The sequence below is a fragment of the Stenotrophomonas sp. X genome (assembly GCF_055721025.1).
Genome location: NZ_CM146756.1, coordinates 4,184,930 through 4,208,894, shown reverse-complemented (window position 1 = coordinate 4,208,894; position 23,965 = coordinate 4,184,930). Strand labels below are relative to the sequence as shown.

The following is a 23,965-nucleotide window of genomic DNA, read 5'->3' as shown; positions in this document are numbered from 1 at the left end:
CGGCATTGCCCCCGATCTGTGGGTTGCCGGCCAGCGACCGGCACTGCCGGAGCATCGCCGGCGGATGTCTATCGGGGTCATTGCCGACATCGTGGACGATGCCGGCATCCTGATTGGTCGATTGCGACAATCGACGCCTTGCGGTGTATTTTGACCGCCACTTAACAACCGATCCCCAATGACGTGATGCATTTCGCATCGTCACCTCCGGTCGGTATGCTGTGCCGCATGCAGCCAAAGAAATACGCCCTGCCGCTGATGGTCCTGTCGCTGGCCGCCACTTCCGTGGTCCATGCGCGCGGCACCATCGACAAGGTGGACATCAAGGGATTGGACAAGGGCGACGACGCCGCAATCATCGAGAACATCCAGGAATCGCTGTCGCTGTACGACACGATCGGCAAGGAGCAGGGCGAATCGCGCCTGGAGTACCTGCTGTCGCAGGCCGAGCGGCAGACCCGCCAGGCGCTGGAACCATTCGGGTACTACAACCCGGTGATCAAGGTCGAGGCGCCGCGCGAGGATGAGCACGTGCGCGTGCTGATCCATGTCGACAAGGGCGCCCCGGTGACCGTGCGCCGCGAGCACATCGACATCACCGGCCCGGCGATGTACGACCAGTACCTGCAGGACGACCTGGCCGCCTTCAAGCCGCGCAAGGGCCAGCGCTTCGAGCACACCCAGTACGAAGCCAGCAAGATCACCATCACCCGGCGCCTGGCCGAGCGTGGCTACTTCGATGCCGACTACACCCAGCGCCAGGTGCAGATCACCCGCGCCGACAACGCCGCCGACATCGACCTGACCTGGGACAGCGGCCGCCGCTACAACATGGGCCCGGTGCGCTTCGAGCAGGATTACTTCGTCGACAAGCTGTTCGATCCACTGGTGTACTGGGACCAGGGCAGCTACTACCACGAGGGCAAGCTGGACCGGCTGCGCGAGTCGCTGACCAAGCTGGACTACTTCAGCGTGATCGACATCCAGCCGCGCCCGGACCAGGCCGATGAAAACGGCGAAGTGCCGGTGGACGTGAAGCTGACCCGGGCCAAGCGCACCATCTACACCGCAGGCCTGAGCTACGGCAGCGAGAGCGGCCCGGGTGTGCGCGGTGGCATCGAGCGGCGGTTCCTGAACAACCGCGGCCACAAGATGAACACGCAGCTGGACTATGCGCAGAAGCGCAAGAGCCTGGTCACCAGTTACCGCATTCCGGCCTTCAACTGGCTCGACGGCTGGTACACCTTCGCCGCCAGCGCGTACGACGAGCAGACCGACTACATCGATCTGCGCAACTTCAAGCTGATCGCCAGCCGCAGCGGCGAGATCAACGAGCACTGGACCGCGATCGCCTCGATCAATGCGCTGCGCGAGCGCTGGCGCTATGCCTCCGGCACCGAATTCACCGACGCCGTCTACAACACCTCGACGCTGGTGTACCCGCAGATGGTTGCCGACTACGTCAACGTCGACGACGAGATGTTCCCGCGCAAGGGCATCAGCGGCGCGGCGACGGTGCGTGCCGGCGTGGAAGGCGCCGGCTCGGATACCAGCTTCGTGCAGGCCAACGCCGTGTTGCGCTGGTACATCCCGGTGGGTGAAAGCAATCGCCTGATCCTGCGCGGCGAGGGCGGCACCACCTGGACCAGCGATCTGGTGGCGATGCCGCCGAGCCTGCGCTATTTCGCCGGTGGTGACCGCAGCATCCGCGGCTACGCCTACCGTGAGGTCGGCCCGCGTACGCCGAAGCCGGACAAGTACGCGCTGGGTGCCAAGAACCTTGTGATCGGCTCGGCCGAGTACGAGCACTACTTCAACGGTGGCCCCTGGGGTGCGGCGGTGTTCGTCGATACCGGCAGTGCCTTCGACAACACCATCGACCTGCATACCGGCGTCGGCTTCGGCGTACGCTGGAAATCGCCGGTGGGCCCGGTGCGCATCGACGTGGCGCACGGCCTGAACAACCCGGATTCGCAGTTCCAGCTGTACCTGAACATCGGAGCGGACCTGTGAGCACGCCCGCACCGACCCCGAACACCCCGCCGCCACGCGTGCGTTTCTATCGCCGTCGCCGCTTCTGGGCATGGTCCGGCGCCGGCGTGATCGGCCTGGTGCTGCTGGCCCTGCTGGCGGTGTACTGGCTGCTGCAGACAGTGGCCGGCCGTGACGTACTGCTGGCCCAGGTGGTGGCGCGGCTGCCGGTGGGTGCCAGCTTCACCTGGGACAAGGTGGAGGGTCCGGTGGCCGGACCGCTGACCCTGTACAACGTCGACTTCCGCTATGACGACATCCACTTCCACGCCGAGCGCGCGCACCTGGAGCCGGACCTGCGCCCGCTGCTGGGCCGCAAGCTGCTGCTGGACAAGCTGGAGCTGACCAACGCGACGTTGAACCTGGCCAAGAGCGATGAGCCGTTCAAGCTGCCGTCCTGGCCCGATTCCCTGCCGCAGATCGAGATGCCGCTGGCGATCCAGGCCGATGCCATCGCCATCGATGGCTTCCGCATCAGCCAGGCCAACGAACCGGTGATCGACATCAGCCGCGTGCGTGGTGGCATCGAGATCGCCAACGGCGAGTTCCAGGCGCACAAGCTGGTGGTGGACAGTGACATGGGCAACTTCACTGCCCAAGGCCATTACATCCCGGCCAAGGACTACGACACCGACGTGACGGTGACGGCGGTGTTGCCGGCACCGCGTGGGCGCACGGCCGCTACCGTCGGCCTGGTCGCCCGCGGTGACCTGTCGCACATGGAAGTGGCGGTGGCCGGGCGTGCACCGAAGCCGCTGCACGCGATGCTGGTGTTCGATGGCCGCACCGACCCGACGTGGAATGCCAGCGTGCGCAGCGACGAGCTCGATCTGGCGCTGCTGTCGCCGGCATTGGCGAGCTCGGCGATCACGCCGTTGTCGCTGGATTTCACTGCTGCTGGCAAGGGCGGCAATGCCAGCCTGCGTGGCAAGGTGAAGCAGGGCGAGCAGGAACTGGAACTGGCACCGTCCGTGGTGTCATTGCAGGACCAGGTGCTGAAGGTTTCGCCGCTGCTGCTGAAGGGCCTCGGTGGCGAAGCCCGCCTGGAGGGTACCGCCGATTTCAGCCAGGAAGACCAGCAGAAGCTCAACTTCTCGGTGGTCGCGCGTGACCTGAGCTATGTACCGGCGCCCGATCCGAACACCGCCGGCAGCGCACCGGTGCCGGTCACTCTGAAGGAAGCACGCTTCGGCCTGGCCGGTACCCTGAAGGCCTGGGCGGCGATCGGCCGCGCCGAGGTCGAACGCGAAAAGCAGAAGGCGCAGCTGCACTTCGATGTGCGTGGCAATGACCAGGCCGCGTCGATCCACCAGCTGCAGGCGCAGACGCCCGGTGGCCAGCTGCAGGTGGAAGGCCAGGTGGCGTGGGCGCCGCAGCTGGACTGGGACGCCAAGGCCACGCTGAAGGACTTCGACCCCGGCTACTTCGTGCCGGGCTGGAATGGCCGCCTGTCCGGCAACCTGGCCTCCAAGGGCCGCCAGCTGCCGCCGCCGGCCAATGCCGCACCGGGCACCGCGGGTACGCTGGAAGCCACGGTGGACCTGCCCTCGCTGAAGGGCATGCTGCGCCAGCGAAATCTCGACGCACAGGGCAAGTTCGCGCTGCAGGGCGCGCAGGGCCAGGGTGACCTGAAACTGGCGTTGGGCAGCAGCCGGGTGACCGCGTCGGGCAAGGTCGGCGACCGCCTCGACATCGATGCGCGTTTCGAACCGCTGCAGCTGAGCGATCTGCTGCCCGGCGCCGATGGCGGCCTGCGTGGACAGGTACAGGTGAAGGGCCCGCGCGATGCGCCGGACATCACCGCCAACCTGGTCGGCAACAACCTCAACTGGGATGGCTACGGCGCCGAGAGCGTGAGCATCAAGGGCCGCCTGCCGTGGCGCGGCGACAGCGGCACGCTGGCCGTGCAGGGCCAGCAGGTCAACGCGGGCATGCTGCTGGAGCGGCTGAACATCGACGCACAGGGCAGTGTGTCCAACCTGCGCCTGGCTGCGCAGACCCGCAACGAGATGGGTGCGGTCGAGCTGCAGGGCAGCGTGCGCCAGCAGGGCACGCAGTGGCGTGGCGAGCTGGCGTCGCTGCGCATCGCACCGGTGAAGGGCGATGCCTGGGCGCTGCGTGCACCGGCGGCGTTCGCGATCAACGGCAGCACCTACACGCTGTCCGAAGCCTGCCTGGCCGCCGCCAGCAGCGGCGCGCTGTGCGCACAGGCCAACTGGCCGCGCGAAGGCCTGGTGGTGCGCAGCGACGCGCTGCCGCTGGCGCTGGTGCAGCCGTGGTTGCCGCCGCAGTCCGGCCGCCGCATCTACCTTCGCGGCGATGTCAGCCTGGACGCGCACATCCGCCCGCGCGGCAACGCCTGGGAAGGCCATGTGGAAGTGCGCTCGAAGGAAGGCGGCGTGCGCCTTGGCGAGAACCGCAACACCGTGGGCGATACCACCCGCGGCGAGCTGGTGCGCTATGACCAGTTCTCGCTGAAGCTCGACATGACCCCGGCCAGCATCAAGGGCTACCTGGGCATGGGCTTCCAGGGCAATGGCTTCGTCGACGCCAAGATGCAGACCGGCTGGGAAGCCAGTGCGCCGCTGAATGGTGAGCTCTACCTCAACATGTCGCGGCTGTACTGGCTGGAGCTGTTCTCGCCGGACATCGTGCGACCGACCGGCCTGATCGAAGGCCACGTCAGCCTGCGCGGGACGCGAGGCCAGCCGTCGCTGGGTGGCGACGCACAGCTGAGCAACTTCAAGGGTGAATTCCCGGCGCTCGGCCTGACCTTCGACCAGGGCAAGGGCAGCTTCGTGGCCCAGCCCGATGGTTCGGCCAAGATCACCGCGCAGGCTAACTCCGGCCAGGGCACGCTGTACGTGGACGGTGGCCTGTCGTGGTTCGGCGATGCGCAGCCGCTGCAGCTGAAGATCCATGGCGAGAACGTGCTGCTGTCCAACACCAGCGAACTGCGCATCGTCGCCAACCCCAACCTCGACTTCACCCTGGCCAAGGCGGCGATGGAGCTGCGCGGCACCGTGCACGTGCCCGAGGCCGACATCGACCTGGAACGCCTGGACCGCGGCACCTCGGTGTCCGAAGACGTGGTGGTGCTCGACCCGGCCGATCCGGAAGAGTCGCTCACTTCGCCGCTGGACATGGAGCTGACCGTCAGCCTCGGCGACAAGGTGAAGATGACCGGGTTCGGCCTGAAGGGCGCGCTGACCGGCAAGATGCAGGTCTGGGCCAAGCCCGGCCGCGAGATGACCGCAAACGGCGGGCTGGAAGTGAGTGGACGCTACAAGGCTTACGGGCAGGACCTGACCATCACCCGCGGCAACCTCAACTGGAACTACAACGCGGTGTCCGACCCACGCATCAACATCCGCGCCGAGCGCCGCATCGGTGATGTCACCGCCGGCATCGACGTGACCGGGCGTGCCCAGCAACCGCGTGCCGACGTGTGGTCCGATCCGGCGATGTCGCAGTCCGAGGCACTGGCCTATCTGGTGCTGGGACGCAGCCTGACCGGCGCCAGCAGCGACCAGGCGCAGCAGGTCAACGCGGCCTCGGCGGCGCTCTCGGCTGGCAGTGGCCTGCTCGCCTCGCAGCTGGGTGCCAAGCTGGGCCTGGATGATGCCGGCGTGAGCCAGTCGCGCGCGCTGGGTGGTTCGGTGATCGGCGTCGGCAAGTACATCTCGCCCAAGCTCTACGTGGGTTACGGCGTGTCGCTGGTGGGCGCCGGTTCGGTGATCACGCTGAAGTACCTGCTGCGCCGCGGGTTTGATGTGGAAGTGGAATCGAGCACGGTGGAAAACCGTGGTTCGATCAACTGGCGGCGGGAGAAGTAACCCGCCGTGGCATCCCTGTAGAGCCGAGCCATGCTCGGCTTCTGCGCGCGGCGCGGGTTGAAGGAAGAGCAGCCGAGCATGGGCTCGGCTCTACCCGTCAGGTCCCCAACCATCGGCCGTTGCCCCATCCGGCCCCAGCGGCTATGGTCCCGGGCTGTTCTGTCGTACCGGATTGCCTCATGTCGCCACGCAAAGCCCTTCCCACCGCCCTGGCCCTGGGCCTGACCCTCGCCGCCGGTGCCCACGCCGATGAAGGCATGTGGATGCCAACCCAGCTGCCGGACCTGGCCAAGCCGCTGCAGGCCGCTGGCTTCAAGGGCAATCCGGCCGACCTGGCCAATGTCACCGCGCCGCCGCTGAGCGCGGTGGTGCGCGCGGGCGGCGGCACCGGCTCGTTCGTGTCCAGCGACGGCCTGCTGCTGACCAATCACCACGTGGCGATGGGCGTGATCCAGTACAACAGCTCGCCAGAGCACGACCTGATCAACGGTGGCTTCATCGCCAGGGACCGTGCCGACGAGCGCCCGGCCAACCCCGACTTCCGCGTGTTGGTCACCGTTGGCTTCGACAAGGTGACCGATCAGGTGCTGGCGCAGGCCCGCGGCAAGACCGGCCGTGCCTACTTCGATGCCGTCGATGCGGCCAGCAAGCAGATCGTGGCCGAGTGCGAGAAGGATGGCAGTGTGCGCTGCTCGGTGGCCAACATGTACTACGGCACCGACTTCTACCGCATCGCCCAGCTGGAACTGAGCGACGTGCGCCTGGTGTACGCGCCGCCGCGTGCGATCGGCAACTATGGCGATGAGATCGACAATTTCATGTGGCCGCGCCACACCGGCGACTTCACCCTGCTGCGCGCCTATGTGGGCAAGGACGGCAAGCCGGCCGCCTACAGCAAGGACAACGTGCCCTACCAGGCGCCGGCACACCTGCAGATGTCGGTAGAGGGCCCGAAGGAGGGCGACTACGCGATGCTGGCCGGTTATCCGGGCATCACCTACCGCCACCGTACTGCGGCCGAATTCGCCGGCCAGATCGACACCGTGCTGCCGCGCCGCGTTTCGGTGTTCCAGCAGATGATCGACACCATCGAGGCGGCAACCGCCAAGGACGCGCAGGCACGTACCCGTTACGCTTCGCAGCTGCAGTCGCTGAAGAACAACCGCAAGCGCGCCGCCGGTGAGCTGGAAGGCCTGCTGCGCAGCGATGCCAAGGCCCAGCGTGCCGCCGACGAGACCGCGATGCTGGCCGCCACCGACCGCAGGTACCAGGGCGACATCAAGGCGCTGCTGGCCAACCTGTCACAGGGCGCGGCGGTGGGCGAGCGTGACCTGCTGCTGGACCAGATGGCCGCACAGAGCCAGTTGCTGCGCTCGGCGCTGCTGCTGGAGCGCCTGCGCATCGAATCGGCTAAACCGGACGCGCAGCGCGAGAGCGGTTACCAGCAGCGCGACCAGGCGATGATCGAAGGCGTGCTCAAGCAGGTCCAGCGCCGCTACGCACCGGAGGTCGAGAAGGCCCTGCTGACCACCCTGCTGACCCGTTACCAGCAGCTGCCGGACGCGCAGCGCGTGGCCGAGTTCGACGCCGCCTTCGGCCGTACCCCGCAGCAGCTGGCCAAGGCACTGGACACCCTGTACGCCGGCACCCAGCTGGGTGACGAGGCGCAGCGCCTGTCGCGCTTCGCGGCTGCGCGCGAAGGCAAGGCCCTGGCCGCCGATCCGTTGATCGCTGTGGCCGGCCCGCTGGTGGCCGCGCAGCTGCGCATCGAGAACGAAAGCAAGACCCGCGAGGGCGAGCAGCTGCGCCTGCGCCCGGCCTACATGCAGGCGCTGTTCGCCTGGCGTGCCAAGCAGGGCCGCGCCGTGTACCCGGATGCCAACCGCACCCTGCGCATCAGCTACGGCAAGGTCGAGGCACTGCACCCGCGCGATGGCGTGACCTACTCGCCGGTGACCACCGTGGCCGGCATCGTCGAGAAGAACACCAACGCCTATCCGTTCGACGCACCCAAGCCGCTGCTGGCCGCGATCGCCAAAGGTGACTTCGGCAGCACCGCCGATCCGGCACTGAACACCCAGACGGTCAATTTCCTGACCAACCTGGATACCACCGGCGGCAACTCCGGCTCGCCGGTGCTCAACGCCAAGGGCGAACTGATCGGCCTGAACTTCGACAGCAACTGGGAGTCGGTCAGCGCCAGCTGGTGGTTCGACCCGCGCTACAAGCGCGCCGTGCACGTGGACATGCGCTACCTGCGCTGGCTGCTGGCCAAGGTCTACCCGGCGCCGGAACTGCTGAAGGAAATGGGCGTGCCGGCCCAGTAAGAAGCCGGCCACGACCCACGGTCGTGGCCCGCACCGCGTAGGCCCCCACCTGGGTGGGGGTGGTTGCCCCCAACGCGCCCGCATCCCCGGCCACGCCTGGCCTACACTGCGGGTTCTTCCCACGGAAACGCACGCGTGGTCTCCAGCTGGATCCTGCTGCTGGTCTCGGTTGCCTATGCCGCGCTGCTGTTCGGCGTGGCGTGGTGGGGCGACCGTCGGCCGATGTACCCCGACCGGCCGTGGCTGCGGCCGGTGGTCTACAGCCTGGCGCTGGCCGTGTACTGCTCGTCGTGGACGTTCTACGGCGCGGTGGGTACCGCCGTGCGCAATGGCGTGGGCTACCTGCCGATCTACATCGGCCCGCTGCTGCTGCTGTTGTTCGGCTGGCGCATCATCGAGCGCCTGGCGCTGATCGCACGCAGCCAGAACGTGGTCTCCATCGCCGATTTCATCTCCTCGCGCTTCGGTCGCTCGCGGCGGCTGGCGGCGCTGGTGGCGATCATCGCGCTGATCGGCATCATTCCGTACCTGGCGTTGCAGTACAAAGCGGTGGCGATGAGCCTGCAGGTGCTGACCGGCAACACCGGCCCCACCGGCTTCTTCACCGACCCGGCGCTGTACGTGGCGCTGCTGATGGCGCTGTTCGCCACCCTGTTCGGCACCCGCCAGGTCGATGCTACCGAGCACCACCACGGCATGATGCTGGCGATCGCCTTCGAATCGGTGATCAAGCTGCTGGCGATGCTGGCGGTGGGCGTGTTCGCCTACCTGTGGCTGAGCAACCGCACCGACGCGGTGGTCGAGTCGGTGCATACGCTGTTCACCGGCCTGCCGCCGGTCGGCTTCATCTCGCAGACCCTGCTCAGCTTCCTCGCCATCATCTGCCTGCCGCGCCAGTTCCACGTGGCCGTGGTCGAGTGCGGTGACGTGCGCGACGTGCGCCGCGCGCGCTGGATGTTCGGCGGTTACCTGGTGCTTATCTCGGGCATGGTGCTGCCGATCGCCACCGCCGGCGTCACCCTGTTCGGCACCGGCGGCAGCGTTGCCGACGATTCGATGGTGCTGGCGCTGCCGTTGGCCGAAGGCCGCAATGCGCTGGCGCTGATCGCCTACGTGGGCGGCTTCTCGGCGGCCACCGGCATGGTCATCGTCTCGTCCATCGCGCTGGCGACCATGGTCAGCAATGATCTGGTGATGCCGGTGCTGCTGCGTCGGAGCGGTGACCACCAGGAAGCCGCCGACGTCGCCTCGCGCGTGTTGTGGATCCGCCGCCTGGCGATCCTGCTGCTGGCGCTGATGGCCTACAGCTACTACCGCACCAGCAGCAACGACAGCACGCTGGCCTCGTACGGCCTGATGGCGTTCGCGGCGGTGGCGCAGTTCGCGCCGGGGCTGATCGGCGGCCTGTACTGGCGCGGCGCCAGCCGGCGTGGTGTCGAGGTGGGCATGCTGCTGGGCTTCGCCACCTGGCTGTACACACTGCTGCTGCCGGCGATGACCATGGCCGGCTGGGTCGATGCTGGCTGGGTGCAGCACGGCCCGTTCGGCATCGAGTGGCTGCGCCCGCAGCAGCTGTTCGGCATGTCCGGCTGGGATCCGCTGACCCACGGCACGTTCTGGTCGCTGCTGGTCAATGCGGCCACGATGATGCTGGTGTCCGCACGCTGGCGGCCCGGCGTCGACGAGCGCCTGCGTGCGGCACCGTTCCTCGACCCGTATGCCGAGCGCCCGTCGGTGGCCGGCGGCTGGCCCGGCCACGTGCATGTGGGCGACCTGCTGGCGCTGGCCTCGCGCGTGGTCGGCGAACGTCATGCGCGGCGTTCGTTCTTCGAGCAGGCGCAGTCACTGGGCCGTGAACTGCAATCCTCCGCGCCTGCAGACCGCCCGTGGGTGCAGTTCACCGAACGCCTGCTGGCCGCGTCGATCGGCGCGGCGTCCGCACGCCTGCTGCTGACCAGCCTGCTGCGTGGCTCGGGCATGGACCTGGGTGAAGTGGTGGCGGTACTGGACGAAGCCGGGCAGGAACTGCGCTTCAACCGCGAGATCCTGTCGACCACGCTGGAGAACATCAGCGCCGGGGTCAGCGTGGTCGATCCGGACATGCGCCTGACCGCGTGGAACCGCCGCTACCAGGACATGTTCGGTTACCCCGACGGCATGCTCTACGTGGGCCGCCCGGTGGCCGACCTGATCCGCTACAACGCCGAGCGCGGCGAGCTGGGCGAGGGCGATATCGAAGTGCAGATCAACCGCCGCATCGGTTACATGCGCGCCGGTTCGCCGCACGTGTTCGAGCGCACCCGCAGCGACGGCAAGGTGATCGAGATGCGCGGCCAGGCGCTGCCGGGCGGCGGCTACGTGACCAGCTACAACGACATCACCGACTACAAGCACGCTGAAAGGGCGCTGCTTGAAGCCAACGAGACGCTGGAACAGCGCGTGGCCGAGCGCTCGCATGAGGCCGAGGTCGCGCAGCAGTCGAAGACCCGTTTCCTGGCGGCGATCAGCCATGACGTGCTGCAGCCGTTGAATGCGGCGCGCCTGTTTGCGTCCGCGCTGCGCGACAGCGATCACGTGAGCGACGAACAAAAGCATCTGGCCGAACGCGTGGACGCGTCGCTGCGCGCAGCCGAAGAACTGCTTGATGGCCTGCTGGACGTGTCGCGGCTGGATGCCGGTGGCCTGCACCCGGTGATCGGCGAGTTCGATGTGAGTGCGTTGATGCGCGAGCTGGCCGCGCAGTACACGCCGGTCGCCGCAGGCCGTGGCCTGCGCCTGGACCTGTTCGCACGCGCGGCCTGGGTACGCAGCGATCGCCGCCTGCTGCGCCGCGTACTGCAGAACTTCCTGGCCAATGCACTGCGCTATACCCGCCAGGGCCGCATCGTGCTGGCCGTACGCCAGCGCGGCGACGAGGTGGAACTGCAGGTGTGGGACACCGGCCCGGGCATTCCCGAACACCACATGCGGCAGATCTTCGACGAGTTCCACCGCTACCAGCAGCCGTTCGACTGGGGCGAGCAGGGGTTGGGCCTGGGCCTGTCGATCTGCCAGCGCATCTCGCGCCTGCTCGACCATCGTCTCAATGCACGCAGCCGCGTTGGCAGTGGCTCGATGTTCTCGATCATCCTGCCGCGGGTTGCGCCCTTGCCCGGCTACACCGAGCCTGCCAAGGCGACCCAGGCCGTGGCCACACCGGTGCGCAGCGATTCGCTGGCGGGCCTGCGAGTGCTGTGCGTGGACAACGACGAGGAAATCCTCGACGGCATGCGCGCACTGCTCGGCCGCTGGCAGGTGCAGGTGATCACCGCCGCCACCGTCGACCAGGCGCTGGAGAAGATTGCCGAGCGTCCGCAGGTGATGCTGGTGGACTACCACCTGCACGACCGCATGGACGGCCTGGATGCGCTGGTGGCGCTGCGCGAGGCGGCCGGCTACCCGCTGCCGGGTGCGCTGCTGACCGCCGATGGCCGCGATGAGTTGAAGCGGATGGCACGCGAGCGTGGCTACCGCGTGCTGACCAAGCCGATCAAACCGGCTTCGCTGCGCGCCTTCCTCGGCGCGCTGCGCGACGCCGGCAACAGCGATGCCTGATTGGCAACTGTAGAGCCGAGCCTATGCTCGGCTCCTGCGCGCGGCATGGTGTTCCGTGGCCCGGACGAACAGCAGCCGAGCATTGGCTCGGCTCTACAAGAATCCACTTGCGCGGCCCTCCGTAGAGCCGAGCCCATGCTCGGCTTCCGCGCGCTGCACGGCGCCGATATAGCCATCGCTATACAAACCAGCCCTGCCTGCGCGTTTCGATGGAAATGCGCCACGCGTGGATCGCGATGCTAAGCTTCGCGTCCCCTTGGGGAGTAGCCGGATTCCTTCGCAGGAATCGTCCACGTCAACATACTCGGCCAGTGCGCCGTGGCGTGGACAACCATGATGGTTGGCGAGACCAACGGCCCGCGCGCGCAACGTCAGGTTGGGCGCGAGCGCCGGCCGTGCGTCCGTCCTAGCCCGACCTTCAGCAGTCGCCAATGTCTCCCATCTCGATCCTCCTGATCGGCTTTGCCATGTCCACCGATGCCTTCGCAGCCGCGATCGGCAAGGGTGCCGCCATGCGCAAACCGGTGTTCCGTGACGCGCTGCGCGCCGGCATCATCTTCGGTGTCATCGAGGCGATCACGCCCATCATCGGCTGGCTGCTCGGCCGTGCCGCCCTGCAGTACGTGGAAGCTTTCGACCACTGGATCGCCTTCGGCCTGCTCGGCGCGCTGGGCATCCACATGATCTACAACGGCCTGCGCCCGGACAGTGGCGAAGATGATGAAGACCCTTCGCAGCACCACGGCTTCTGGAAGCTGGCGCTGACCGGTTTCGCCACCAGCATCGACGCGATGGCCGTGGGCATCGGCTTGGCCTTCATGGACGTGCATATCGGCGTGATGGCCGCGGTCATCGGTCTGTGCACGCTGACCATGGTCACCGTCGGCATCATGCTCGGCCGCGTGCTGGGCAGCATGGTCGGCAAGCGTGCCGAGATCATCGGCGGCGTGATCCTGGTGATCATCGGCGCGACGATCCTGTACGAACACCTGCACGGAGTGGGGTGAGCAGGGAAACCTGTAGAGCCGAGCCCACGCTCGGCTGCTTTGCATGGCAGCCGAGCATGGGCTAGGCTCTACATCAGAGTGTTGGCTGACAAGCATTGCGGTGTTGCACTGATGGAGAGACTGGCATGCGTGCCATAGCCTCTTCGCATGGCCAGTCCCGCACTCCGTTATGGTCGTTGGTCGCATACCGGCTATGTCTATGCACTTACCACGGTGACGCATGCGCGTCGTCCCTGGTTCAGTGACAAGGCCAACGTCGATCTGCTGATCGAAGCCCTGCGGACCGTAGAGCGGACGGGGCGGACCTCCTCCCTCGCCTGGGTGGTCATGCCGGATCATCTGCATTGGCTGTTCGAACTCCGTACCGGCACGCTTGCCGGCTGCATGCAGATTCTCAAATCACGGAGCGGGCGTTCCATCGGCAGGCGCGCTGAGGCCAACGCGCCGATCTGGCAGCCGGGATACTACGATCATGCGCTGCGCGGCGATGAGTGCCTGCGCACGCAGGCGATGTATATCGCGGCCAATCCGGTGCGTGCTGGGCTGGCCACGCGCATCGGGGAATACCCCTATGTGTGGAGTCGATGGCCGCTTGAGGAGTGATTGGTATTGAGGCAAAGAGCAGCCGAGCGTGGGCTCGGCTCTACAGGGGCATCATGACGTCTGTAGAGCCGAGCCCATGCTCGGCTCCATAGTCGGTCACAATCAGTCTTCTTCCGGCGGCAGCACGATGGCGTCGTCGTCGATGGCCAGCTTGCCGGCCATCAGTACGGCCTGGGTGCGGTTGGTCACGCCCAGCTTGCGCAGGATGGCGGTGACGTGGGCCTTGATCGTCGCTTCGGAGACGTTGAGGTCGTAGGCGATCTGCTTGTTCAAGCGGCCGGCGCCGAGCATCTGCAGGACGCGGAACTGCTGCGGGGTCAGCTCGCGCAGGCGCTGGCCGACTTCGCGTTCTTCGCTGCCGGTGGGCGGCACGTTGTGCGCTTCCGGCGGTGCCCAGGTCTCGCCATCGAGGATGGTGCCCAGCGCATGGCCGATGGTGTCCGAATCCGCAGACTTCGGGATGAAGCCCAGCGCACCGTGGTCGAGCGCGCGGCGCATCACCGTGGCCTCTTCGCGCGCGGATACCACCACCACTGGCAGCTGGGGGTGCAGTGAGCGCATGTGCACCAGTGCGTTGAAGCCCTGCGCACCGGGCATGTTGAGGTCCATCAGGACCAGGTCGGCGTCGTTGTGCTGGTCGGCCAGTGCATACAACGCTTCCACGCTGTCGGCCTCGAACAGCTGCACGCCGGGGATGACCCGCTGCACGGCCCCACGCAGGGCTTCGCGGAACAGCGGGTGGTCATCGGCAATCAGGAGGGTGGTCATGGTCGGGGGGAACCGTGGGGGAAAGCAGATGGGGTCAGAGCCCTTTCCTTGAGGAAAGGGATCCGACCCCGGGTCGTACGTCAGCGCACCTTGCGCTCGTCCACCAGCGACGCCACCACCGACGGGTCGGCCAGGGTCGAGGTGTCGCCGAGCTGGTCCGGCGCGTTCTCGGCGATCTTGCGCAGGATGCGGCGCATGATCTTGCCCGAGCGGGTCTTCGGCAGGCCCGGCGCCCACTGCAGGTGGTCCGGCGTGGCGATCGGGCCGATCTCCTTGCGCACCCAGGCGATCAGTTCCTTGTGCAGTTCATCGCTCGGTGCCTCTTCGGCCACCAGGGTGACGTAGGCGTAGATGCCCTGGCCCTTGACGTCGTGCGGGAAGCCGACCACGGCCGCCTCGGCCACCTTCGGATGCGAGACCAGCGCGCTTTCCACTTCGGCGGTGCCGATGCGGTGGCCGGACACATTGATCACATCGTCGACGCGGCCGGTGATCCAGTAATAGCCGTCCTCGTCGCGGCGGCAACCGTCGCCGGTGAAGTAGCTGCCGGGGTAGGTGCGGAAATACGTATCGATGAAACGCTGGTGGTCGCCGTACACCGTGCGCATCTGGCCCGGCCAGGAGTCACGGATGATCAGGTTGCCCTCGGTCGGGCCGTCCTGGATCTCGCCATCGGCATTGACCAGCGCCGGCTGCACGCCGAAGAAGGGCAGGGTGGCCGAACCCGGCTTGAGGTCCATCGCGCCGGCCAGCGGCGAGATCAGGATGCCGCCGGTCTCGGTCTGCCACCAGGTATCGACGATCGGGCAGCGGCTGTCGCCGACCACCTCGTAGTACCAGCGCCAGGCTTCCGGATTGATCGGCTCGCCGACGCTGCCGAGCAGGCGCAGCGTCGCGCGCGAGGTCTTCTTCACCGGCTCCTCGCCCTCGCGCATCAGTGCACGGATGGCGGTCGGGGCGGTGTAGAAGATGGTCACCTTGTGCTTGTCGATGACATTCCAGAAGCGCGAGGTGTCCGGGTAGTTCGGCACGCCTTCGAACATCAGCGAGGTCGCGCCGTTGGCCAGCGGGCCGTACACGATGTAGCTGTGGCCGGTGACCCAGCCGACGTCGGCGGTGCACCAGTAGATGTCGTCCTCGCGCAGGTCGAACACCGCTTCATGGGTGTAGGCCGCGTACAGCAGGTAACCGCCGGTGGTGTGCAGAACGCCCTTCGGCTTGCCGGTGGAACCGGAGGTGTAGAGGATGAACAGCGGGTCTTCCGCGTTCATGCGTTCCGGTTCGCAGGTGGCCGGCTGGCTGTCCACCACGTCGTGGAACCAGCGGTCGCGCGGGGCCTGCATGTCCACCGCGCCGCCGGTGTGGCGCACCACCAGCACGGTTTCAACCGTGTTCGTGCCCGGCAGCTTCAGCGCGGCATCGACGTTGGCCTTCAACGGAATCCTGCGGCCACCACGCAGGCCTTCGTCGGCGGTGATGATCAGCTTGCTCTGGCAGTCGCTGACGCGGTCGGCGATCGAGTTCGGCGCGAAGCCACCGAACACCACCGAGTGGATCGCACCGATGCGCGCGCAGGCCAGCATGGCCACGGCGGCGTCGACGATCATCGGCAGGTAGATGGTGACGCGGTCGCCCTTCTTGACCCCGAGGTTGCGCAGCGCATTGCCGAGGCGGCAGGTGCGCTCGTACAGCTCGCGATAGGTCACGTGCTGGGCGGGTGCATCCGGGCCGTCCGGCTCGAACAGCAGGGCGGTCTTGTCGCCGCGCGTCTCGAGCTGGCGATCCAGGCAGTTCACGCTGGCATTGAGCTCGCCATCCTCGAACCACTTGATGTGGAAGTCGGACAGGTCATAGCTGACGTTCTTGATCTTCGTCGGCTTGCGCATCCATTGCAGGCGCTCGGCGGCCTTGCCCCAGAATCCATCCGGGTCGGTCACCGACGCCTGGTACTGCTGTTCATAGGTCTTCTTGTCGATGCGTGCCTTGGCGGCGAACTGCGGATCGACGGGGTAGATATCAGCCATGGCACCCTCACTTGCACGTTGACTTTGTATGTGCGGTCGCAGCATCGCAACGACCGATCCCCCTCAGTTTGCCCCATCCACCCCCGGCCGCGTCACCACCCTGGTTAGACCATGGTCGAAAGTGAGCGCCTTGCAGGGCCAGGTTCGACCAATGGCGAATAGCCGCTATACATAATCGCCCCGCAGTCTCGGCTCGACCGTGCCCCACGCGCGGCATCACCTTGCCACTTGGGAGAGAGGGCAACATGAGCCACCGTACGTTGAAAGCCGTGCGCACACCTTTGGCGGCCTGCCTGTTGGTCGCCCTGGTCGCACCGGGCATGGCGTTCGCAGAGACCGCCAAAGAGAAGGCGCTGGAAGCACGCGTTGCCGAACTGGAACGCCAGGTCCAGCTGCTGCTGTCTTCGCAGCAACAACAACAGACCCAGATCAGCCAGACCCAGCAGGCCGTAACCGAAGTCCGCACGGTGCAGGCCGGGCAGAAGCCGGTCGCACAGGTGCCGGCCGGCAAGCAGCCGATCCAGGTCACCACCCTCACCCCGGGCGCGGCACCGGGCACCACGGTCAAGATCGGCGGCTTCATCAAGGCCGACTTCCTGGCCACCCAGACCAGCGATGGCCAGCTGGCCGACGACGCCACCGGCCGTTCGCTGTATCTGCCGGGCCAGACCCCGGTGGAAGGCGCCGGCGGCAGCGGCAAGCGTTCGGGCACCGACTTCAACGCCCATGCCAAGTTCTCGCGCTTCAACCTGGGCATCGACAACGTCAGCGAATCGGGCAACAAGGCCGGTGCGTTCTTCGAGATGGACTTCTTCGGCAACTCGCTGGGCAACCAGACCGCCACCAACACCTACGGCGTGACCCTGCGCCACGCTTACATGTACTGGAACAACTGGCTGGCCGGCCAGACCTGGTCCAACTTCATGGACGCGGCCGCACTGCCCGAAGCGGTCGACTTCGTCGGCCCCACCGACGGCGTGATCTTCGTGCGCCAGGCGCAGGTGCGCTACACCCAGGGCGGCTTCAGCGTCGCGCTGGAAAACCCGGAAACCACCACCCTCACCGGTACCCGCAACCCGGTCACCGGCGCCTGGACCAACGCCAGCGCCAACTCCGACCGTGGCAGCCTGCCCGACCTGACCCTGCGCTATGGCTGGAAGGGCGACTGGGGCACCTTCGGTGTCGGCGGCATCGTCCGCCAGTTGAAGGTCGACAACCAGGCGACCGGCGCGAAGGCCGACAAGGTGGCCGGCGGCCTGACCCTGGGCGGCAAGTGGGTGATGGGTGACAGCGATTCTCTGCATTACCAGTTGACCGGCGGCGAAGGCATCGCCCGCTACATCGGCCTGGGCATCACCGCCGACAGTGCCTACGACGTGGCCCGCGACGAGCTCAACCCGACCGGCGTGCTGGCCGGCTACGTCGGCTGGCGGCATGCGTTCTCGCCGAAGCTGCGCACCAACCTGATCTACGCGCGCAGCGACTACGACAACGACAGCATCCTCGGCCCGCTGGTGACCAAGAGCGTGCAGAGCATCCGCGGCAACATCTTCTATTCGCCGCTGCCCAAGGTCGATATCGGCGCCGAGCTGATGTATGGCCGTCGCGAAGTGGAGAACGGCAACAAGGGTGACATCACCCGGTTGCAGTTCACTACGAAGTACAGCTTCTAGGAGCGTGCCGGCCAGCGGCCGGCACCTACCGAGATGGGGTGCCGGCCAAGGTCGGCATCTACCGAATTGAGTGCCGACCAACGGTCGGCACCCACCAACAACGATTGCTTCGGAGGGGAAGCGTCCCATGTCCAGTACACCCAGCACCGCACATAAAGCGGGCACCCTGACCAAGGGCCACAAGAAGGTCATCTTCGCATCGAGCCTCGGCACGGTCTTCGAGTGGTATGACTTCTTCCTGTACGGCTCGCTCGCGGCCATCATCGCCAAGCAGTTCTTCAGTGGCGTCAATGAAACCACGGGCATGATCTTCGCCCTGCTGGCGTTCGCCGCCGGCTTCTTCGTGCGTCCGTTCGGCGCGGCCTTCTTCGGCAGCCTCGGCGACCGCATCGGCCGCAAGTACACCTTCCTGGTCACCATCCTGATCATGGGCATCTCGACCTTCCTGGTCGGCGTGCTGCCCAACTACGCCTCGATCGGGTTTGCCGCACCGGTGATCCTGATCATCCTGCGCCTGGCCCAGGGCCTGGCGATGGGCGGCGAGTACGGCGGTGCCGCCACCTACGTGGCCGAGCACGCGCCGGACGACAAGCGCGGCCTGTACACCAGCTTCATCCAGTGCACCGCCACGCTGGGCCTGTTCCTGTCGCTGCTGATCATCCTGGCCTGCCGCATGACGCTGGGCAACGAGGCCTTCGAAGCCTGGGGCTGGCGCATCCCGTTCCTGGTCTCGATCCTGCTGCTGGGCATTTCGGTATGGATTCGCCTGCAGCTGAGCGAATCGCCGCTGTTCCAGCAGATGAAGGCTGAAGGCAAGGGCTCCAAGACCCCGTTCCGCGACAGCCTGAAGGGCGGCAACCTGAAGCTGATGCTGCTGGTCCTGCTCGGTGCGGCGGCGGGCCAGGCCGTGGTCTGGTACGGCGGCCAGTTCTACGCGCTGTTCTTCCTGAGCAGCATGCTGAAGGTCGATGCCACCACCTCCTACCTGCTGATCGCCGCTGCGCTGGCACTGGGCACGCCGTTCTTCATCTTCTTCGGCTGGCTGTCCGACCGCATCGGCCGCAAGAAGATCATCCTGGCCGGCTGCCTGCTGGCGGCCATCACCTACATCCCGATCTTCAAGGGCCTGACCCACTTCGCCAACCCGGCCATCGAAGAAGCGCGCAGCAGCTCGCCGGCCCTGGTCGTCGCCGATCCGGCCACCTGCTCGTTCCAGTTCGATCCAGTCGGCCTGCGCAAGTTCACCAGCTCCTGCGACGTGGCCACCGCCGCGCTGACCAAGGCCGGTGTGCCGTACGACGTGCAGCCCGCCGCCGCCGGTTCGCTGGCGATGGTGAACGTTGGCAGTGCCAGCGTCACCTCGTATGAGGCCGCCGGCCTGACCAAGGAAGAAGGCAAGGCCAAGGCCGATGCGTTCGGCGCGGAACTGAAGACCGCGCTGACCTCTGCCGGCTACCCGGCCAAGGCCGATGGTGCGCGCATCAACATCGCCGGCACCATCTTCATGCTGTGGCTGCTGGTGCTGTACGTGACCATGGTCTACGGCCCGATCGCCGCCTACCTGGTCGAACTGTTCCCGACCCGCATCCGCTACACCTCGATGTCGCTGCCGTACCACATCGGCAACGGCTGGTTCGGTGGCTTCCTGCCGGCCATCTCGTTCGCGCTGGTGGCCGGTACCGGCAACCTGTACTACGGCCTGTGGTACCCGATTGCGATCGCACTGATGTCGGTGGTGATCGGCGGCCTGTTCCTGCGCGAGACCAAGGACGTGGATATCACCAAGTAAGAATGATGTTCATCGGATAAAGGAGAGGCCGTGGTGCAGACCACGGCCTTTTCGTTGCCCTGTAGCGCCGAGCCATGCTCGGCGACCGCGCAACGCGCGGCACAAAACTCCGCAGACGCGAAAAGGCAGAACTCAATGCCGCCATCGCGGTTGACAGGCATCCGAAGCCGCAGGCCCTCTCGCGCCCGGGGTCAGATCCCTTTCGCGCGCGAAAGGGATCTGACCCCATCCACACGTGCAGCACCCCGTATAGTCGGCCCATGACGACCGCCGCCCCAGCCGACCTTCCCGCTCTCCTGCACACCCTGCGCAGTACCTGGCAGGCCCAGCGCCCTTCGCTGGACCAGCGCGAAGCCGACCTGCGTCGCCTGCGCGAGGCGTTGAAGCCACGCCTGGACGAAATGGCCCAGGCCATCGCCGAGGACTTCGGCCACCGCGCCCACACCGAATCGAAGCTGGCCGACGGCATGAGCGTGCTGTCGGCCATCGACCACCTGCGCCGCCACCTGCGGCGCTGGTCGAAGCCGCAGCGCGCATCGGCCGGCTGGAAGCTGTGGCCGGCGCGTGCGCAGCTGCGGCCGACGCCGCTGGGCGTGGTCGGGGTGATTTCGCCCTGGAACTACCCGGTCACGCTGGCACTGGTGCCTTTGGCCACCGCCATCGCCGCTGGCAACCACGTGCTGCTGAAGCCCTCTGAACACACGCCGCGCACCAGCGCGTTCCTGGCCGATCTGCTGGCCAGCGTGTTTCCGCCCGATCGGGTGGCGGTGGTGCAGGGCGGGGCGGACGTGGCGGCGGCGGTGTCCTCGCTGCCGCTGGACCATCTGCTGTTCACCGGCTCGACGGCCGTGGGCCGCAAGGTGATGGCCGCCGCCGCTGAGCATCTGGTGCCGGTCACGCTGGAGCTGGGCGGCAAGTCGCCGGCCATCGTCTGCCGTGATTTCCCGCTGGACAAAGCCGCCGCGCGGCTGGCCACCGGCAAGTGGTTCAACGCGGGCCAGACCTGCATCGCGCCGGATTATGTGCTGATCGATACCGTTCGCCAGCGCGAATTCGTACAGGGGCTGCAGCAGCAGGTGCGCGAGCGCTATGGCGACTTCAGCAATGCCGACGACTACACCCGCATCATCAACGAGGGCCAGTACCAGCGCCTGCAGGGCTACCTGGCACAGGCGCGCGAACGCGGGGTGCCGGTGATTCCGCTGGCGCAGGTGGATGACGCGCGCGCCGACCGCGAGCGCCTGCTGGTGCCGACCGTGGTGCTGGACCCGCCGGACGACCTCGACCTGATGCGCGAGGAGATCTTCGGCCCGATCCTGCCGGTGCGGGCCTACCCGGACCTGGAGACGGCGCTGGCTGACGTGCTGTCCCGCGACCGGCCGCTGGCGCTGTATCCCTTCAGCCACGACCGCGCGACGGTGGAGCGCATCCTCGGCCAGGTGGTGGCCGGTGGGGTGACGGTGAATGACACGCTGCTGCACTTCGCCGCCGATGGCCTGCCGTTTGGCGGGGTAGGGGCCAGCGGCATGGGCGCGTACCACGGCCGGGCCGGGTTCGATGCGATGATCAAGCGGCTGCCGGTGCTGTGGCAGTCGCGCTGGGCGGCCAGCGACCGGCTGCGGCCGCCGTATTCGAAGATTGCGGGGTTGTTGAAGCTGCTGCTGCGGTGAACCCAGGCAGGGCGTGGCACTACTGAATCAGGGCCCGATTCTTCTGTAGAGCCGAGCCCACGCTCGGCTGCTCCTGGCTGGGTGCCTGGTCAATGCAGCCGAGCGTGGGCTCGGCTCTACACGGGAATCCGGGCCGCCCCCATCCCGGCCACCCGGGTAGAATGCCCGCATGAAAATCGCCTCGTGGAACGTCAATTCGCTCAATGTCCGCCTGCCGCACCTGGAGCAGTGGCTCAAGGCGTTCGGCCCGGACATCGTCGGTATCCAGGAAACCAAGCTGGAGGACCACAAGTTCCCCGACTCTGCGCTGATCGCGGCGGGCTACCGCAGCGTGTTCGCCGGCCAGAAGACCTACAACGGCGTGGCGCTGCTGTCGCGTGAACCGGCGCAGGACGTGCAGATCGGCATTCCCGGCTTCGAGGACGAGCAGAAGCGTGTCATCGCCGGTACCTTCGGCGACCTGCGGGTGATCAACCTGTATGTGGTCAACGGCCAGGACATCGGTACCGACAAGTACGACTACAAGCTGCGCTGGCTGGACGCGGTGCATGCGTGGATCGCGCAGGAACTGCAGCGGCACCCGAAGCTGATCGTGATGGGGGACTTCAACATTGCCCCGGACGCACGCGACGTGCACGACCCGGAGGTGTGGAACGACAACCACATCCTGACCTCCACCGCCGAGCGCGGCGCGCTCAACAAGCTGCTGCAGCTGGGGCTGCACGATGGCTTCCGCCTGCACAACGACGAGGCGGGCACCTTCAGCTGGTGGGATTACCGCGCCGCCGGCTTCCGTCGCAACCTGGGCCTGCGCATCGACCTGACCCTGGTCTCCGATGCGCTGAAGAGCGGTGCGGTGGCTTCGGGCATCGACCGCGAGCCGCGCACCTGGGAACGTCCGAGCGACCATGCGCCGGCGTGGGTACAGATCGGTTGAATGAACGAGGCCCGGCAATTGCCGGGCCCGTTTTGAAAGGCCCGCCGGCCAGCGGCCGGCGCTACCGCCGCGTCAGCGTATGCTCTTGCGGGTGAACAGGTTGACGATCGCCAGCAGGATCACCGCACCGATCAGCGAGAACAGGAAGGTTCGAATGGTGATCGCTTCGTTGATGCCGCCGCCGAACAGCCAACCGGAAATCAGCGCGCCGACGATGCCGACCACGATGTTGAGGATGATGCCCTGCTGGGCATCGCGCTTCATGATGATGCTGGCCAGCCAGCCTACGATGCCGCCGACGATCAGCCAGATGATGATGCCCATGATCGAACCTCCGGTGGGGAACTGTGACCAGTTGACGCGCACGGCCGTGAACCCGTCGTGCAATTGCGTGATGGGCGCGTGCGGATGAGCCTGCCAGCCACCCTCGATGGCCCGTGGCGCTTTGGTCCGGTGACGGTCTGGCGGCGCCCGCACGTGCCCGGCCATCGCGGCGAACCGCAGGCACGCCAGGTGCTGGCGCAGGCCCTCGGGGCCGATCCGGAGACGCTGCCGCTGGTCCGCGATGACAAGGGCCGGCCGGAGCTTAGCGGCGCATTGGCCCACTACGGCACTGGCTGGAGCCACAGCGGTGAGGTGCTGCTGGTGGCGCTGGGCGAAGGCGTGCGGCTGGGCGTGGACCTGGAACTGCTGCGGCCGCGCGCCCGCCTGCTGGAGATCGTGCAGCGCTTCTTCCACCCGGAGGAGGTGGCGTGGCTGGAAAGCCTGGACCAGGCCGACCGCGAACACTGGTTCTTCCGCGTGTGGTGCGCCAAGGAAGCGTTGCTGAAGGCGCACGGCCAGGGTATCTCGTTCGGCCTGCACCGCCTGCAGCTGGCGCCGGGGACCGATGGCGCCCTGCACCTGCGCTGGTGCGACCCGGAACTGGGCGAGGCCGCGCGCTGGCACCTGCACGAATGGCAGGCCACCGGTCAGTTCCGGGCGGCGTTGGCCTGGTATCCGCACTGAGGCGGGGAATCAGCGCGCAAAACCGGCGATAATGCCGGCATGAGCGAACACCCACTTCCCGCCAGCGTGGCTGCCACGCTGGAACAGGGCCTGGCCAGCATGGGCCTGGATGCCGCGCTGGCGCCGCCGCTGCTGCGCTACCTGGCCCTGCTGCACCGCTGGAACGGCACCTACAACCTCACCGCCATCCGCGACCCGCAGGAGATGGTCACCCGCCACCTGCTCGACTCGCTGGCGATGCAGCCGTTCGTGGCCGATGGCAGCCTGGCCGACCTCGGCACCGGGCCCGGGCTGCCCGGCATCCCGCTGGCCATCGCCTGCCCGGGCCTGCAGGTCACCCTGGTCGAGAGCAATGGCAAGAAGGCGCGCTTCATGCGCGAGGCCGTGCGCCAGCTCGGCCTGGGCAATGCCCGCGTGGCCGAATCGCGCGCCGAGGCGCTGGACGAGGCCGGCCGTTACGACCAGTTGACCGCCCGCGCGATGGACACGCTGGCCGGCATCGTCCGCGTCGGTGGCCACCTGCTGCGGCCGGGGGGCGTGCTGCTGGCCATGAAGGGCGTCTACCCGCATGAGGAGATCGCGGACCTGCCGGCGGGCTGGCAGGTGCGCGAGGTGACCCCGCTGAGCGTGCCCGGCCTGGCCGGCGAACGCCACCTGGTCACTGTTACAGGCCCTTGATTCCCGCCGCCAGCCCCTTG

Annotated in this window: 15 protein-coding genes and 1 riboswitch; of the genes, 12 read left to right on the top strand and 3 right to left on the bottom strand. The window is 67.1% G+C overall.

The window, feature by feature from the left end; translation table 11 throughout:
* Positions 1-216: 216 nt before the first annotated feature.
* From ACZ75I_RS19290 to ACZ75I_RS19265, 6 genes are all read left to right on the top strand, one after another.
* Positions 217-2,013 carry an autotransporter assembly complex protein TamA gene (locus ACZ75I_RS19290; RefSeq protein WP_032954656.1) on the top strand — a complete coding sequence of 599 codons (1,797 nt, stop codon included), beginning with the start codon at positions 217-219 and terminating at the stop codon, positions 2,011-2,013.
* Positions 2,010-5,867: a translocation/assembly module TamB domain-containing protein gene (locus ACZ75I_RS19285; RefSeq protein WP_472958528.1), complete on the top strand. Its 3,858-nt coding sequence runs from the start codon at positions 2,010-2,012 to the stop codon at positions 5,865-5,867. Before ACZ75I_RS19290 ends, ACZ75I_RS19285 begins: the two co-directional genes overlap by 4 nt.
* Positions 5,868-6,046: 179 nt before the next feature.
* Complete coding sequence (locus ACZ75I_RS19280; RefSeq protein ID WP_346476940.1) at positions 6,047-8,194, top strand: S46 family peptidase; 2,148 nt, start codon at positions 6,047-6,049, stop codon at positions 8,192-8,194.
* A 135-nt stretch (positions 8,195-8,329) separates the two neighbouring features.
* Positions 8,330-11,788: a hybrid sensor histidine kinase/response regulator gene (locus ACZ75I_RS19275; protein ID WP_061480441.1), complete on the top strand. Its 3,459-nt coding sequence runs from the start codon at positions 8,330-8,332 to the stop codon at positions 11,786-11,788.
* Between the two features lie 252 nt (positions 11,789-12,040).
* Positions 12,041-12,130, top strand: a riboswitch (yybP-ykoY riboswitch).
* A gap of 89 nt (positions 12,131-12,219) precedes the next feature.
* Entirely contained in the window at positions 12,220-12,795 is a 576-nt protein-coding gene (locus ACZ75I_RS19270) for a manganese efflux pump MntP (protein ID WP_053498787.1), read from the top strand.
* Positions 12,796-12,942: 147 nt separating this feature from the next.
* Positions 12,943-13,398, top strand: a complete 456-nt coding sequence (locus ACZ75I_RS19265) for an REP-associated tyrosine transposase (RefSeq protein ID WP_346476941.1) — start codon at positions 12,943-12,945, stop codon at positions 13,396-13,398.
* Positions 13,399-13,500: 102 nt separating this feature from the next.
* Here the strand turns inward: ACZ75I_RS19265 and ACZ75I_RS19260 are convergent, their stop codons facing one another.
* Complete coding sequence (locus ACZ75I_RS19260; RefSeq protein WP_005420420.1) at positions 13,501-14,166, bottom strand: response regulator transcription factor; 666 nt, start codon at positions 14,164-14,166, stop codon at positions 13,501-13,503.
* Between the two features lie 80 nt (positions 14,167-14,246).
* Positions 14,247-16,190 carry an acetate--CoA ligase gene (acs, locus tag ACZ75I_RS19255; RefSeq protein ID WP_346476942.1) on the bottom strand — a complete coding sequence of 648 codons (1,944 nt, stop codon included), beginning with the start codon at positions 16,188-16,190 and terminating at the stop codon, positions 14,247-14,249.
* Between the two features lie 245 nt (positions 16,191-16,435).
* Here acs and ACZ75I_RS19250 point away from each other — a divergent pair, with 245 nt between their 5' ends.
* From ACZ75I_RS19250 to xth, 4 genes are all read left to right on the top strand, one after another.
* Entirely contained in the window at positions 16,436-17,863 is a 1,428-nt protein-coding gene (locus ACZ75I_RS19250) for a DcaP family trimeric outer membrane transporter (RefSeq protein ID WP_057494015.1), read from the top strand.
* A 127-nt stretch (positions 17,864-17,990) separates the two neighbouring features.
* Entirely contained in the window at positions 17,991-19,652 is a 1,662-nt protein-coding gene (locus tag ACZ75I_RS19245) for an MFS transporter (protein WP_346476943.1), read from the top strand.
* A 260-nt stretch (positions 19,653-19,912) separates the two neighbouring features.
* A complete protein-coding gene (locus tag ACZ75I_RS19240) occupies positions 19,913-21,322 on the top strand; it encodes a coniferyl aldehyde dehydrogenase (RefSeq protein WP_346476944.1) in 1,410 nt (469 codons plus the stop codon).
* A gap of 169 nt (positions 21,323-21,491) precedes the next feature.
* A complete protein-coding gene (gene xth / locus ACZ75I_RS19235) occupies positions 21,492-22,259 on the top strand; it encodes an exodeoxyribonuclease III (RefSeq protein WP_346476945.1) in 768 nt (255 codons plus the stop codon).
* A gap of 72 nt (positions 22,260-22,331) precedes the next feature.
* Here xth and ACZ75I_RS19230 read toward each other — a convergent pair whose 3' ends face one another.
* The gene (locus tag ACZ75I_RS19230; protein ID WP_005411656.1) at positions 22,332-22,583 is read right to left on the bottom strand and encodes a GlsB/YeaQ/YmgE family stress response membrane protein; all 252 of its coding nucleotides are present in this window, start codon (positions 22,581-22,583) and stop codon (positions 22,332-22,334) included.
* 84 nt (positions 22,584-22,667) lie between these two features.
* Between ACZ75I_RS19230 and ACZ75I_RS19225 the strand changes: the two genes are divergently transcribed.
* Both ACZ75I_RS19225 and rsmG read left to right on the top strand, forming a co-directional pair.
* A complete protein-coding gene (locus ACZ75I_RS19225; protein ID WP_346476946.1) occupies positions 22,668-23,267 on the top strand; it encodes a 4'-phosphopantetheinyl transferase family protein in 600 nt (199 codons plus the stop codon).
* Between the two features lie 39 nt (positions 23,268-23,306).
* On the top strand, positions 23,307-23,945 hold the full coding sequence (gene rsmG, locus ACZ75I_RS19220) for a 16S rRNA (guanine(527)-N(7))-methyltransferase RsmG (RefSeq protein ID WP_005420388.1): 639 nt from the start codon (positions 23,307-23,309) through the stop codon (positions 23,943-23,945).
* Positions 23,946-23,965 lie beyond the last annotated feature (20 nt).

What these genes read in the sequence shown, in the direction of transcription:
- ACZ75I_RS19290 (WP_032954656.1), top strand. Translation starts at nt 217, where the DNA reads ATGCTGTGCCGCATGCAGCCAAAGAAATACGCCCTGCCGCTGATGGTC.
- ACZ75I_RS19280 (WP_346476940.1), top strand. Translation starts at nt 6,047, where the DNA reads ATGTCGCCACGCAAAGCCCTTCCCACCGCCCTGGCCCTGGGCCTGACC.
- ACZ75I_RS19270 (WP_053498787.1), top strand. Translation starts at nt 12,220, where the DNA reads ATGTCTCCCATCTCGATCCTCCTGATCGGCTTTGCCATGTCCACCGAT.
- ACZ75I_RS19265 (WP_346476941.1), top strand. Translation starts at nt 12,943, where the DNA reads ATGGCCAGTCCCGCACTCCGTTATGGTCGTTGGTCGCATACCGGCTAT.
- ACZ75I_RS19260 (WP_005420420.1), bottom strand. Translation starts at nt 14,166, where the DNA reads ATGACCACCCTCCTGATTGCCGATGACCACCCGCTGTTCCGCGAAGCC.
- acs (WP_346476942.1), bottom strand. Translation starts at nt 16,190, where the DNA reads ATGGCTGATATCTACCCCGTCGATCCGCAGTTCGCCGCCAAGGCACGC.
- ACZ75I_RS19250 (WP_057494015.1), top strand. Translation starts at nt 16,436, where the DNA reads ATGAGCCACCGTACGTTGAAAGCCGTGCGCACACCTTTGGCGGCCTGC.
- ACZ75I_RS19245 (WP_346476943.1), top strand. Translation starts at nt 17,991, where the DNA reads ATGTCCAGTACACCCAGCACCGCACATAAAGCGGGCACCCTGACCAAG.
- ACZ75I_RS19240 (WP_346476944.1), top strand. Translation starts at nt 19,913, where the DNA reads ATGACGACCGCCGCCCCAGCCGACCTTCCCGCTCTCCTGCACACCCTG.
- xth (WP_346476945.1), top strand. Translation starts at nt 21,492, where the DNA reads ATGAAAATCGCCTCGTGGAACGTCAATTCGCTCAATGTCCGCCTGCCG.
- ACZ75I_RS19230 (WP_005411656.1), bottom strand. Translation starts at nt 22,583, where the DNA reads ATGGGCATCATCATCTGGCTGATCGTCGGCGGCATCGTAGGCTGGCTG.
- ACZ75I_RS19225 (WP_346476946.1), top strand. Translation starts at nt 22,668, where the DNA reads ATGAGCCTGCCAGCCACCCTCGATGGCCCGTGGCGCTTTGGTCCGGTG.
- rsmG (WP_005420388.1), top strand. Translation starts at nt 23,307, where the DNA reads ATGAGCGAACACCCACTTCCCGCCAGCGTGGCTGCCACGCTGGAACAG.